Source organism: Cupriavidus sp. IK-TO18 (genome assembly GCF_015549295.1).
Lineage (GTDB): Bacteria > Pseudomonadota > Gammaproteobacteria > Burkholderiales > Burkholderiaceae > Cupriavidus > Cupriavidus oxalaticus_A.
In genome coordinates this window covers 236,690-249,693 of record NZ_JADGMP010000009.1, presented here as the reverse complement: position 1 = coordinate 249,693, position 13,004 = coordinate 236,690, and the positions used below count along the sequence as shown (strand labels likewise).

General features: G+C 67.3%; 13 protein-coding genes. 4 read left to right on the top strand and 9 right to left on the bottom strand.

Annotated features, from left to right (window positions below; translation table 11 throughout):
* Nucleotides 1-15: 15 nt before the first annotated feature.
* The 5 genes from IPF36_RS09635 to IPF36_RS09615 all read right to left on the bottom strand — a co-directional run bounded on the left by IPF36_RS09635 (nucleotide 16) and on the right by IPF36_RS09615 (nucleotide 4,929).
* Nucleotides 16-2,115: a TonB-dependent siderophore receptor gene (locus IPF36_RS09635; RefSeq protein ID WP_195427865.1), complete on the bottom strand. Its 2,100-nt coding sequence runs from the start codon at nucleotides 2,113-2,115 to the stop codon at nucleotides 16-18.
* 123 nt (nucleotides 2,116-2,238) lie between these two features.
* A complete protein-coding gene (locus IPF36_RS09630; protein ID WP_195427864.1) occupies nucleotides 2,239-3,297 on the bottom strand; it encodes an AI-2E family transporter in 1,059 nt (352 codons plus the stop codon).
* 177 nt (nucleotides 3,298-3,474) lie between these two features.
* Entirely contained in the window at nucleotides 3,475-3,699 is a 225-nt protein-coding gene (locus IPF36_RS09625; protein WP_133094407.1) for a DUF2188 domain-containing protein, read from the bottom strand.
* A gap of 175 nt (nucleotides 3,700-3,874) precedes the next feature.
* On the bottom strand, nucleotides 3,875-4,168 hold the full coding sequence (locus IPF36_RS09620; protein WP_133094408.1) for a GYD domain-containing protein: 294 nt from the start codon (nucleotides 4,166-4,168) through the stop codon (nucleotides 3,875-3,877).
* Nucleotides 4,169-4,407: 239 nt separating this feature from the next.
* Nucleotides 4,408-4,929 carry a MarR family winged helix-turn-helix transcriptional regulator gene (locus tag IPF36_RS09615; RefSeq protein WP_135702904.1) on the bottom strand — a complete coding sequence of 174 codons (522 nt, stop codon included), beginning with the start codon at nucleotides 4,927-4,929 and terminating at the stop codon, nucleotides 4,408-4,410.
* A gap of 138 nt (nucleotides 4,930-5,067) precedes the next feature.
* Between IPF36_RS09615 and badH the strand changes: the two genes are divergently transcribed.
* From badH to aliA, 4 genes are read left to right on the top strand one after another with little or no spacing between them, the layout of a single operon-like run.
* Entirely contained in the window at nucleotides 5,068-5,835 is a 768-nt protein-coding gene (gene badH / locus IPF36_RS09610; protein WP_133094410.1) for a 2-hydroxycyclohexanecarboxyl-CoA dehydrogenase, read from the top strand.
* A gap of 35 nt (nucleotides 5,836-5,870) precedes the next feature.
* Nucleotides 5,871-6,653: a 2-ketocyclohexanecarboxyl-CoA hydrolase gene (badI, locus tag IPF36_RS09605; protein WP_133094411.1), complete on the top strand. Its 783-nt coding sequence runs from the start codon at nucleotides 5,871-5,873 to the stop codon at nucleotides 6,651-6,653.
* Between the two features lie 21 nt (nucleotides 6,654-6,674).
* A complete protein-coding gene (gene aliB, locus IPF36_RS09600) occupies nucleotides 6,675-7,826 on the top strand; it encodes a cyclohexanecarboxyl-CoA dehydrogenase (protein ID WP_135702903.1) in 1,152 nt (383 codons plus the stop codon).
* 49 nt (nucleotides 7,827-7,875) lie between these two features.
* Nucleotides 7,876-9,516 (top strand): cyclohexanecarboxylate-CoA ligase, encoded by a 1,641-nt coding sequence (aliA, locus tag IPF36_RS09595; protein ID WP_133094413.1) that lies wholly within the window; start codon nucleotides 7,876-7,878, stop codon nucleotides 9,514-9,516.
* Between the two features lie 99 nt (nucleotides 9,517-9,615).
* On the opposite strand, the gene IPF36_RS09590 is transcribed toward aliA, so the two are convergent.
* From IPF36_RS09590 to IPF36_RS09575, 4 genes are all read right to left on the bottom strand, one after another.
* Entirely contained in the window at nucleotides 9,616-11,040 is a 1,425-nt protein-coding gene (locus tag IPF36_RS09590) for a diaminobutyrate--2-oxoglutarate transaminase (protein ID WP_135702901.1), read from the bottom strand.
* Nucleotides 11,041-11,104: 64 nt separating this feature from the next.
* Entirely contained in the window at nucleotides 11,105-11,842 is a 738-nt protein-coding gene (locus IPF36_RS09585; protein ID WP_167884546.1) for a 4'-phosphopantetheinyl transferase superfamily protein, read from the bottom strand.
* A complete protein-coding gene (locus IPF36_RS09580; protein ID WP_195427863.1) occupies nucleotides 11,829-12,653 on the bottom strand; it encodes a thioesterase II family protein in 825 nt (274 codons plus the stop codon). The genes IPF36_RS09585 and IPF36_RS09580 overlap by 14 nt, the downstream gene beginning before the upstream one ends.
* Nucleotides 12,650-12,856, bottom strand: a complete 207-nt coding sequence (locus IPF36_RS09575; protein ID WP_133094417.1) for an MbtH family NRPS accessory protein — start codon at nucleotides 12,854-12,856, stop codon at nucleotides 12,650-12,652. Before IPF36_RS09575 ends, IPF36_RS09580 begins: the two co-directional genes overlap by 4 nt.
* Nucleotides 12,857-13,004: the final 148 nt, after the last annotated feature.

Here is a 13,004-nt window from a genome sequence, read left to right as displayed (position 1 = left end):
ACCTCGTTCCCGGGCTCAATAGTTCATCGTCACGTTGAGCATGGCTACCCGCGGATTGCCCACGGGCAACACGTTGTTGTTCAGGCCTCCCGCGTAGTACATCTTGTCGAACACGTTCTTGACGTTGAATGCCGCGCGCCAGTGCGATGCCACGTACCCGACGGCAAGATCGGCCACCGTGTAGCCCGGCACGGTGTAGTTGAAGCTGTAGCCGCGCTTGGCGCTCTCGCCGCGCAGGCCGGCACCGATGTACCAGCCGGCCAGCGCCCCACGCAAGCGATACTGGCTCCAGACCGAGAAGCTGTGCCGGGGCACGCTGTTCAGCGGCTTTCCGACGTTGGCGGCCGTGGTGTCCTCGGTGACTTCGCTTGCGATGTAGGCATAGGCCGCCGACACGCTAAGGCCATTGCCGAGATCCTGCGTCAGTTCCACTTCCAGCCCGCGCGAGCGCTGTTCGCCGACGGCCATGCTGAAACCCGTATTGACCGGATCGCTGCTGAGCACATTGGTGCGTGTCAGGTCGAACGCGGCCAGCGTCAGCAGGCCGGTTTTGGCGGGCATGTCGAACTTGATGCCCACTTCGTACTGGCGCCCCTTTTCTGGCTGGAATGTGGCGCCGCTGACATCGGTGCCGGCGTTCGGCAGGAACGACGTGGCGAAGCTCGCGTACGGCCGTGCCCAGTTCGTCAGCTCGTACATCACGCCCGCGCTGCCGGTGACGGCATTGTTGTCATTCACGGAACGCGACGACGCCAGCCGGTCCGACGTGCTCGTCCGCGCCGATTCGTAGCGCACGCCGCCAGTCAAGGTCCAGCGCTCTGCAAGACGGATCTGGTCGCGCAGATAGAGGCCGACCGCATCCAGCGTATCGGTCGCGTCGAGGCTATAGGCGGACGGACAGTTGATGCTGGCGCCATAGACCGGGTTGTAGACGTTCAGCGCGGCCACGCGGCACGTCTTCTGCAGGCGGTCTTCCTTCGTATGCCGGTAGTCGACGCCGAAGGTCACGCTATGGGCATGCCCCGCAAACGCAAAGGTCCGCTGCACGTTGGTGTCAACGCCGAACGAATTCCCCGAAAAGCTCTGCTGCGTGCCACTGCGGTTCATCGACTGGCTGTTGACCGCCATCGTGCCGGCCGATACCAGCGTGCCGGTCAGCGACGATGCCTGGTAGCGCAGGTTCTGGTTCAGCGTCCAGCCGGAGTCGAAGCGGTGCGTCAGCGCGTAGCCGATGCGGTTCTGCTCGCCGTCATAAGACGGGGCATTCGGTTCGCCGATGAAGCGGTTGCTCGGCACCACGCCATTGCGGTTCGGCACCAGGGTGCCGTTCACGGGCAGGCCCTGCTGGCGCACGTAGTTGCGCTGGTTGTGGCTGGCCAGGATCGTGAAGTCCGTGCGCGTGCCAAGGTCGAGCGTCAGGGACGGCGCGATCCAGCGGTTGCGATACCAGACGTAGTCGGTCGGATCGTCGCTGTTCATCATCAGCGCGTTCAGGCGGAACGCAGCCTTGCTGTCCCTGGCCAGCGGCGTACCCACGTCGACCGTCATCTGCCGGAAGCCATAGTTGCCGACGGTAAGCCCCAGTTCGCCGAACAGTTCCGCGCGCGGACGCTTGCTGACCATGTTGACCAGGCCGCCGGGCTGCACCGCGCCGAACAGTATCGAGGCCGGTCCCTTGAGCACTTCCACGCGTTCCACGCCGAACAGTTCCTGCGCCACGCGGTTGTTGCTGTCGACGAGCAGGCCGTCGGCAAAGATCGATTCCGATGCACGCTGGCCGCGGATGATGAAGTCGTCCCAGCCGCGCCTGCCATAGGCGTTGGTGACCACGCCGGCTGAATTCTGCAGCGCGTCGCTGAGGTTCTGTGCCTGCTGGCTGTCGAGCAGGTCGCGCGTGATGACGGTAATCGATTGCGCGGCGTCGGCCGCCGATTCGCCCGACTTGGTCACGCCGGCCGCCCGCCGCGTGGCGAAACCGACGTCGGTTTGCCCGTCACTGGCGGCGCTGACCGTCACGGATGGCAGCGTGGTGAGTTCGTCGGCGGCGCGGGAGACAACGGGAGGCAGGAGCAGGGAACTGGCAGCGGCGGGTATGGCAAGACGGCGGAAAAGCATGACGGCCCAGGGCGAAAGCAACGAAAGGACGAATGATAAATGAGAATAATTCGTATTTCTAGGGATTTGATCGGCTTATTGCCAATCGCGGCATGAGGATGCCGGAGTGGCGGCGACGGCCGTTTACATGGTGTCGTCGCGATCCTCGATCACCGAAATATCCCAGCAGGAAATAAACAGCGCAGCAATCAGAGGACCTATCACAAAGCCGTTGATGCCAAATACAGACATGCCGCCCAATGTTGATATCAGGACCACCCAGTCTGGCAACTTGGTGTCCTTGCCGACCAGGACAGGACGGAGCAAGTTGTCCACGGCGCCAATGACAAGGGTACCGATGGCAATGAGCGCGATTCCTTTCCAGGCAGGGCCCGCCAGCAAGAAATAAACCGCGGCCGGACCCCAGACCAGCGCGGCCCCAATGGCCGGTAGCAGGGACAGAAACGCCATCAGCGTCCCCCACAGCAACACCCCGTTGATGCCCAGCAGCAGAAAAGCCACGCCGCCCAGGATTCCCTGGACCGCGGCCACTACGACGTTACCCTTGACCGTGGCGCGGACTACGGTGGTGAATCGGCCGACCAGCCGGCGTGTGTGCGCGTCGTTCAGCGGTATCGCCTCGCGGATGCGATGGGAAATGACCGTACCATCACGCAGCAGGAAAAACACCAGATACAGCATGATGCCGATGCCGACGGCGAACTGCAGGGTGTTCTGGCCAATGGTGACAGCCTGGGCCGCCATGAACTGGCTGATCCGTGCGGCACCTTCGGTCAGTTTCGATTGCAACCCCGCTATGTCGGCTAATCCGATTTCGTTCAGCCAGTTCTCGACGGAAGCGGGCAGGGCCTGTACGGCAGTCCGAAAATACTGCCCGAAGTCCCACTGGCCAGTCTTGATCTGGTTGTAGGCATGCGCCACTTCCTGTGCGAGTGTGGCAATCATCAGGAAGACCGGAACAATGGCCAATAGCACGCAAACAAGCAGCGTCGTCAGCGCTGCGAGATTTTCCCGGTTGCCAAATCGCACCGTCAGCCTGCGTTGCATTGGATGAAACAGGATCGCCAGTATCGTGCCCCAGAGGATCGCGCTGAAGAAGGGCAGCAGTATCCAGATGAACGCAATGGTGACGGCGACCAGAAGGATGTAAAAGCCTTTCAAGTTGCGCATCGGATTGTCCATGAGTCCGGCCTGCGTACATTGCGGTAGTCGAAGCGCATTGGTGTACGTGTGCGGCCTGACGTGGGGTATGCCATGCCGGTCGCTATCCGGAGCAGATCCGTGCGCGGTCTCGAGGGGCCACGGAGGCAGCGCCCGGATTCAGGGTCGCAGAAGCACGATGCCGATGGTGCCCTGCAACTACCCGTCGAGGTCGCCAGGAGCGTTTCCAAATGAGCTTCGCTCCATGATCCGGTGATCCCTGCCGTGGATCAGCAGCTCAACCTTTGCGCGCCTGGCTTTCTCCATGCCGGTAGCGATCGCATGATCCATCGAAGTGAATCGCTGCTGGTTGCCGGAGCGTCCTTCCGCTTCGACCGCCCAGCCGTTATGGGTAGGCACGACGTGGATATTCTTGCCTGGCATGGCGCTCTCCCGGAAGTTGGCAGTATGAGTGTCTGCTCTGTCTCGCCTCCCAGGTATCGGGCGTCGTCTGACAAGGCCGTCGGATATCAGGAGGAACAACACAAGCCAGAAGCGACAACGCCCGCCAGGCACCATGGCGGGCGTGCTTCATGACGGGGACAGTGCGAAGGCGGGCTCAACTCATCTTGCCGAGGATCGCCTGCATTTCGTCGACATTGAATGCCCGCAGCGTCTGCGTGCGCACGTTGCCCAGCGCGCCGACCGCCAGGCCGAAGGCGGTCATGCTGGCATCATCCTGGGCCTCGACAGTCAGCACGATGTCGTATTTGCCCAGTGTCCAGAAGATGTCTTTCATCTGCACCCCGAAACGCGCGCCCATCTCGCGCACCGCGGCGGCGCGCTTGGTGGTGTCCTTGACGGCGCGGATGCCCTGGTCGGTGAAGCTGGCTAGCACGATGTAGCGGGTCATGGCGGGACCTCCGGTAAAGGATCGATCGAACGCCGTCCCGGCTGCGCGCACGCAAGCCATCGCCGCAAGCCGGGGCAGTGGTTCAGGACTCCCCGGCGCAGCACCGGGGTGCCTGAGCAACCCCATGCCGATGCATATCGCGCGCCAGCGGCCGTGGCGCGCCGCGTAGCGGGAGATGCCGCAGGGCCGGCCGCCGCGTGGCGGCGCGATGTGTATCAGCCCTGATACAGCGGCCCGCCTCAGTCCTGCGCCGGGCCGCTATCGCCGCCGTCCGGCGTATCCAGCGCGCGCATGTTGTCCAGCAGCTTCAGCAGGTAGTGCAGCGTATGCGTCAGGTCGTTGGTCGAGAACCCGTCCAGCGCCTGCTCGTAGTACTGCCGGATCTTCGGCTGCGCCTGGTGCAGCCACACCTCGCGGCCCGGCTCGCTCATCCGCACCAGCCGCGAGCGGCGGTCGCGCCCGTCCGGCGCCAGCGTCACGTGGCCGTCCCGTTCCATCCGGCTGACCAGGCCCGACAGATTCTGGCGGCTCACCATCAGGTAGCGCGCCAGGTCGCCGACGCTCATGCCATCGGCGGCTTCCGGACGCGACAGCGCGCCCAGCACTGCCCACTGCTGCGTCGTCAGGCCTTCGGCTTCGACCGCTCGCGACCCGGTTTTATGCAACATATTTGCGCATTGGTATAGGCGAAAGAACAGCCGGTTGGCCAGTTCCGCGCGGGCGCTGGTAGGGGGTGCGCCATTTTTGTCCGGGTTAACCATAGTCATTTCCATAGTATTGATGCCTTGCGCCAGCCGTCGACCGCTCCTATTATACGTCAATATATTTACGTAATTGACGGGGCAGGTGGCGGCGCATCGCCGGCACGATAGCACCGGAACCCTGAAAGGAGAACGGCTGTGCAAGGACTCGAAGGCAAGACGGTCATCGTGACCGGCGGTGGTGGCGGTATCGGCGGCGCAACCTGTTTGCGCTTTGCGCGCGCCGGGGCGGCGGTCGGCGTGCTCGACCTGAACCCGGAGGCAGGCGAACGCGTGGCGGCGCAGATCCGCGATGCCGGCGGCCGCGCATTGTCCGTGCGCTGCGACATTACCGATCGCGCCAGCGTCGACGCCGCGGTGGCTGCGGTGGAGCAGGAGCTGGGCCCGATCGACGTGCTGGTCAACAACGCCGGCTGGGACGTGTTCCGCCCGTTCGTCAAGACCGAGCCGGCGCAGTGGGAGCGGCTGATCGCCATCAACCTGACCGGCGCGCTGCATATGCACCACGCAGTGCTGCCCGGCATGGTGGCGCGCAAGCGCGGACGCATCGTCAATATCGCCTCCGATGCCGCGCGCGTGGGGTCTTCCGGCGAAGCGGTGTATGCCGCGTGCAAGGGCGGGCTGGTGTCGTTCTCCAAGACTATCGCGCGCGAGCATGCGCGCCACGGCATCACCGTGAACGTGGTGTGCCCGGGGCCGACCGAGACCGCGCTGTTCGAAGACTACAAGCAGGGCGCGGGCAACCCCGAAAAGCTGGTGGAAGCCTTCACCCGCTCGATCCCGCTGGGCCGCATCGGCCAGCCCGACGACCTGCCCGGCGCGGTGCTGTTCTTTGCCGGCGACGACGCGTCGTTCATCACCGGACAGGTGCTGAGCGTGTCGGGCGGCCTGACCATGAACGGCTGAGCGCAACCCATCCCGAACTGACAACGGAGACCACCATGCAATACGAAGACATCCGCTATGAAGTGCGCAACGGCGCGGCCTGGATCATCATCAACCGCCCGGAAAAGATGAACGCCTTCCGCGGCCGCACCTGCGACGAACTGATCCACGCCATCAACCGCGCCGGCTATGACCGCGAGATCGGCGCCATCGTGCTGGCAGGCGCCGGCGAGAAGGCCTTCTGCACCGGCGGCGACCAGTCCGCGCATGAAGGCCAGTACGACGGCCGCGGCACCATCGGCCTGCCGATGGAAGAGCTGCACAACGCCATCCGCGACGTGCCCAAGCCGGTGATCGCGCGCGTGCAGGGCTATGCCATCGGCGGCGGCAACGTGCTGTGCACGATCTGCGATTTCACCATCGCCTCGGACAAGGCGGTGTTCGGGCAGGTTGGCCCGCGTGTCGGCTCGGTCGATCCCGGCTATGGCACTGCGTTCCTGGCTCGCGTGGTCGGCGAGAAGAAGGCGCGCGAGATCTGGTACCTGTGCCGCCGCTATCCCGCCGCCGAGGCGCTGGCGATGGGGCTGGTCAATGCCGTGGTGCCGCACGAGCAGCTCGACGCCGAAGTGCAGAAGTGGTGCGACGAGATCCTGGAAAAGAGCCCGACCGCGATCGCCATCGCCAAGCGCTCGTTCAATATGGACACCGCGCACCAGGGCGGCATCGCCGGCATGGGCATGTACGCGCTCAAGCTCTACTACGACACCGAGGAATCGCGCGAGGGCGTGCGCGCCTTCCAGGAAAAGCGCAAGCCTGACTTCCGCAAGTACGCGAAGTGAATGGAGCCAGCGGAGACAGCCATGAATCCCTACCTTGACGAAGACCTGTCGGCGCTGGCCGAACATGCCCGCCGCTTTGCCGACGCCCGCGTCGCGCCCGGCTACCTGGAGCGCGACCGCACCCGCGTGCTCGACCGCGCGCTGATGCGAGAGATGGGCGAGATGGGCTTTATCGCGCCCGAGCTGCCGGAACAATACGGCGGGCAGGGCATGGGCTCGCTCGCGGCCGGTGTGATCCACGAAGCGGTGGCGCGCGCCGACCTGAGCCTGTCGTATATCAACCTGCTGGCCTCGCTGAACGGGCAGATCCTGGCGCATCACGCGCGGCCAGAGATCGCCGGCCCATGGCTGCAGCGCCTGACGCGCGGCGAAGCGCTGCTGGCGATCGCGCTGACCGAGCCGCGCGGCGGCTCGGACGCGGCCAGCCTGCGGCTGCGCATGGAACGCGATGGCGACCACTATGTGCTCAACGGCGAGAAGACCTCGATCTCCGCCGCCGACCAGGCCGATGCCGCGGTGGTGTTCGCACGCAGCGGTTCGGTCGAGGCGGGCGCGCGCGGCGTGTCGGCGCTGCTGGTGCCGATGGACCTCCCGGGCATCACGCGCAACCGCTTCGACTGCCACGGCCAGCGCGCCATCGGACGCGGCTCGATCTTCTTCGAGAACGTGCGCGTGCCGGCGAGCCATCTGCTCGGCAAGGAGGGCGAAGGCTTTGTGCAGGTGATGCAGGGCTTCGATTTCTCGCGCGCGCTGATCGGCCTGCAGGTGCTGGCCGTGGCGCAGGCGGCGCTGGACGAGACCTGGGCCTACGTGGCCGAGCGCCAGGCCTTCGGCAAGCCGCTGTCGGCGTTCCAGGGCGTGTCGCACCCGCTGGCAGACTTCGAGACCCAGGTGCAGGGCGCGCGCCTGCTGTGTTTGCAGACGCTGTGGCTGAAGGACCGCGGCCTGCCGCATACCGCCGAAGCCGCCATGTGCAAGTGGTGGGCGCCCAAGCTGGCGTACGACGTGGTGCACCAGTGCCTGCTGTCGTTCGGCCACGGCGGCTATGACCGCGGCGTGATGGAGCAGCGCCTGCGCGACGTGCTCGGCTTCCAGATCGGCGACGGCACCGCGCAGATCATGAAGACCATCATCGCGCGCACGCGCGCGGGGCGCGAAGCGGTACCGGCCTGACGCGCGCCCGACGCAACGACTGGCAGCACACAACAACGAGGAGACCGCCATGGATTTCGACGCCGTACTGATCGCGCCGCGCCGTGCCGCCAGCATTGCCGCCGGGCACTGGCAGGACCGTACCATCAACGACTATCTTGCCGAGTGCGTACGTGAGCGGCCCGACGCCCCCGCGTTGACCGCGCTCAGCATCGATCGTCAACACGTGACGCGCTTCACCTGGCAGCAGCTGGAGCGCATGGCCGACCGCGTGGCGGTGGGCCTTTCCCGCCTCGGCATCGTGGCCGGCGACGTGGTCTCATGCCAGCTGCCCAACGGCTGGCACCTGAGCGTGCTGTACCTGGCCTGCGCGCGCCTGGGCGCGGTGCTCAACCCGGTCATGCCGATCTTCCGCGAGCGCGAGCTGTCGTTCATGCTGGCGCACGCCCGGAGCAAGGTGGTGGTGGTGCCGAAGTTGTTCCGCGGCTTCGACCATGCGCAGATGCTGCGGGGTTTGCGTGAAGGGTTGCCTGCGCTGCGCCATATCGTCGTGGTGGATGGCGACGGCGACGACAGCTTCGAGGCGCTGCTGAGCGGCCCGTCCTGGGAAGACGCAGCCGATGCCGCCACCATCCTGCAGTGCAGCCGCCCGGGCCCGGACGACGTCACGCAGCTGATCTACACCTCCGGCACCACCGGCGAGCCCAAGGGCGTGATGCATACCGCGAACACGCTGTTCTCCAACATCGTCGCCTATGCCGGCCGGCTGCATCTCACCGGCGACGACGTGGTGCTGATGGCGTCGCCGATGGCACACCAGACCGGCTTCATGTACGGCCTGATGATGCCGGTGGTGCTGGGCGCGCATGCGGTGCTGCAGGACATCTGGGACCCGGCCCGCGCCGCCGCGCTGATCCGCGACGAGGGCGTGACCTTCACCATGGGCTCCACGCCTTTCCTCACGGACCTGGCGCGCGTGGTGGCCGAGTCCGGCGCGCCGGTGCCGAGCCTGCGCATCTTCCTGTGCGCGGGCGCGCCGATTCCGGGTGCGCTGGTCGAGCAGGCACGGCAGGCGCTGGGCGCGAAGATCGTATCGGCATGGGGCATGACCGAGAACGGCGCGGTCACCACGACGCTGCCGGAGGACAGCGACGAACGTGCGTCCACCACCGACGGCCGCCCGCTGCCCGGCGTGGCGATCCGGGTGGTCGATGGCACCGACACGGACGTGCCTGTCGGCGAGACCGGCCGGCTGCTGGTGCGCGCCTGCTCCAATTTCGGCGGCTACCTGAAGCGCCCGCAGCTGAACGGCACCGATGGCGATGGCTGGTTCGACACCGGCGACCTGGCCCGGCTCGATGCCGAGGGGTACCTGCGCATCGCCGGCCGCAGCAAGGACGTGATCATCCGCGGCGGCGAGAACATCCCCGTGCTGGAGGTCGAGACCTTGCTGTACCGCCATCCCGCGGTGGCGCAGGTGGCGATCGTCGCCTATCCCGACGAACGGCTGGGCGAGCGTGCCTGTGCCTTCGTGGTGCCGCGCGCCGGGCATGACTTCGATCACGCGGCGATGGTGGAATGGCTCAAGGGGCAGAAGATGGCGCTGCAGTACATCCCGGAAAAGCTTGTCGTGCGCGATGCGTTGCCGGCGACGCCGGCGGGGAAGATCCAGAAATTCAGGCTGCGCGATCTGTTGCGGGATGCGCTGTAGCACGATGCGCTAACCGTTGGTTTGCTCCCCTTTCCCGCTTGCGGGAGAGGGGCCGGGGGAGAGGGGCCGGGGGAGAGGGCCGGCGCGTGTCAAGCGCGCTTACCGTAACTCCCGCGTTGCCGCGCCAAGCGCCTCGCCAAACAACTCACCCACCAGATCCACCTCAGCCTCGTCAATGACCAGCGGCGGCAGGAACCGCACCGTCGCCCCATGGCGCCCGCCCAGCTCGACGATCAGCCCGCGCTGCAGGCATTCGCGCTGCATGGTACGCGCGAAGTCGCCATCGGCGGGGTACGCGCCGACCACGTCAGGGTCGGCACGCTCATCCACCAGCTCCACCCCAAGCATCAGCCCGCGCCCACGCACCTCGCCAATTGCGGCGAAGTCCGACTGCAGCTCGCGCAACCGTGTCGCGAGCCGCTGCCCCATGCCCTCGGCATGCGCCACCAGCCCTTGCGCAGCGATAGTGCGGATGGTGGCCGAGCCCGCCGCCATCGCCAGCTGGTTGCCGCGGAAGGTCCCGGCATGCGCGCCCGGCTGCCAGGCGTCGAGCGCGCCGTCGTAGATCACCACCGACATCGGCAGCCCGCCGCCGATCGCCTTGGACAGCACCAGCACGTCCGGCACGATGCCGGCATGCTCGAACGCGAAGGTGTGCCCGGTGCGGCCCAGCCCGGTCTGCACTTCGTCCAGCACCAGCGCGATGCCTCGCTCGCGCGTGATGCGGCGCAGTTCGCGCAGCCAGCGTGCCGGCGCGGGAATCACGCCGCCTTCGCCTTGCACCGCTTCTACCACCACCGCTGCCGGCGGCAACACGCCGGACTCGGGATCGGACAGCATCTGCCCGATATAGCGCAGCCCGGCATCGATGCCGGCTTCGCCGCGCAGGCCGAAGGGGCAGCGGTAGTCATACGGATAAGGCAGGAACTGCACGCTGGCGCCGAGCGCGCCCAGCGGCGCCTTGGGCCCCAGGTTGCCCATCAGCGCCAGCGTGCCGTGGGTCATGCCATGGTAGCCGCCGGCGAAGCTCAGCACGGTGTGGCGGCCGGTGGCGGTCTTGGCCAGCTTGAGCGCGGCTTCGATGCCGTCGGCACCGGTCGGGCCGCAGAACTGGATGCGCGCGCGCGCGGCGAACTCGTCCGGCAGCAGGCCGAACAGGTCGTCGATAAAGCGGTCCTTGACCGGCGTGGCCAGGTCCAGCGTATGCAGCGGCAGGCCGCTGTCGAGCGTGTCGCGTAGCGCGCGCACCACCGCCGGGTGGTTGTGGCCGAGCGCGAGCGTGCCGGCACCCGCCAGGCAGTCGATGAAGAGCTGGCCGCTGGTGTCGCGCAGGTACACGCCGTAGCCCTGTTCCAGCGCCAGCGGGATGCGGCGCGGATACGAGCGGGCGTTGGATTCGCGGGCGCACTGGCGCTGCAGGTAGGCATTGTCGTCGAGCCGGATCGGCGCTTGCCGGGCAAAGGCGCCGGCCGAGAACGGCGCGGGTTGGCCATGGGCGAGCGTGGCGAGCGAGGGAGGCGTCATGGTGTCGTTCCTAGCGGAGGGCGTTGATACAGGGGCGTTGGGGGCGTTGACTGCAAGGACTGGATCAAGGGTTGGCGCTGGCGCACCGCGGCGGGTATTGCCGTTGCACGACGCGCACCGCCGCGAGCGGCGTGGCCAGGCATGCCACATAGCGCGAACCGCCGCCGGCATCGTGCAGATACCAGACACCCGCGCCGGCGCGCGCCAGCGGCGGCACGCATCCGGCGCTGCCGGGCGGCGCCACGCGCACCGCTTGCGGCGACGCCGACAGGCCGGTGCCGAGCGCCTTGCTGCACGCTTCCTTGGCGGTCCAGAGCCGCAGGAAGCCGAGCATGGCGTGCTCCGGCTGCCGCTGCGCCAGCCCGGCAAGCCAGTGCATTTCATCGGGCGCGCAGGCGACGGCGGCGCTGTCGCGCCAGTCCGCCCAGGCCATGCCGGCACGCCAGGCTTCGATGTCGATGCCGACCGGCGCGCGCGACAGCGCGATCACCGCGCGCGCGCCGCTGTGGCTGACGTTGAAGTGCAGGGGCGGGTTCTCCGGGGCCGTGGCCAGCACGGGCTTGCCGAAGGCGTTGGCGGCCAGCGGGACGGCGGCGGGCGGCAGGGCCAGGCAGCCGCCCAGCAGCGTGCGCAAGGCCGCGCGCGCCGCGGTAAAGCGGTTGCGGTCGGCGGCCTGGCGAAACGCGGCGGCGCGGGCGTGCTCGTCAGCAGAAAGCACGGTGGGATCCACCGGCGCATCGGCCGCCACGTGCCACACGTGGATGTCGCCGTGCGACGGTGCGGCGAAGTCAGGCAAGCGCATGGCCGGCTTCTCCGCTGAGCGGCGCGGTGCCAAGCACTGCCTGAGCAACGGCATCCAGCACCGCGGGCGCCGCTTCGTGCAGGAAGAAGTGCCCACCCGCGAAGACCTGCTGGCGGCAATCGTGCAGGGTTTCGTCGCGCCAGGCTGCCAGCGTGGCGGGCGGCGCGTGGACATCGTCCTGGCCGCCCAGCACGGTGATCGGGCAGCCCAGGCGCGGGCCGCGGACGTAGCGCCAGCGCTCGCACAGCGCGATGTCGGCACGCAGCACCGGCAGGAAGAACGCCAGTGCTTCCGGGGTTTCGCGGATCTCGGCCGGCATGCCGCCCATCCCCGCGATGACGTCGGCGAAGGCGCCGTCAGGCAGCGTGCTGAACGGCGGCCGCGCCGACGGCAGCGCCGGCGCGCCACGTCCGGACACAACCAGCGCCGTGGGCGCAAGGCCGTGCACGGTTTCGAGCACGCGCGCGGTTTCGAAGCCGAGCAGGGCGCCCATGCTGTGCCCGAACAGCGCAAAGCGCGGCGCCTCGGTGCGCGCCGCGCGTGCGATCGCCGCCGCCAGCGCCGCGGCCAGTTCCTCGATCGAAGCCGCATGCGCCTCGGCCGTGCGCATGCCGCGTCCGGGCAGGCATACCGGCGCCAGCTCCACCTGCGCGGGCAGCGCGTCGCGCCACCCGTGGTACGCGGTATGGCCGGCGCCCGCATAGGGCAGGGAGTACAGGCGCACGCGCGTAGCCTCTGCATTCGTGGCATCGCCTGCCCGTCCGGGCATCACGGCAAACCAGCGCTCGCGCCCAGGCTGCGGCGCGCTCATGCGCCAGCCAGCGCGCGCTGCAGGCTGAGCGGGCGCATGTCGGTCCAGACCGTGTCGATATGGGTCAGGCACTCGTCGCGATTGCCCTGGAATCCGGTGCTTTTCCATCCTGCCGGGACGGGCTTGTAGTCGGGCCAGATCGAGTACTGGCCTTCTTCATTGCGGACGACGTGGAAACGCGTGTCGGGGTGGTCCCAGCTCATGGCAATGCTCCTTCTGGTGGTGTGGAAACGCCATCGCGGCGCAGGCAAGCAAGTCCGCCGCGATGGCGTCGCGAACGTTCGCGATGATTCGTCGGTCCATATCGTAAATGATAATGATTTGTATTTCCATTCGTAAATTATTCCGCTA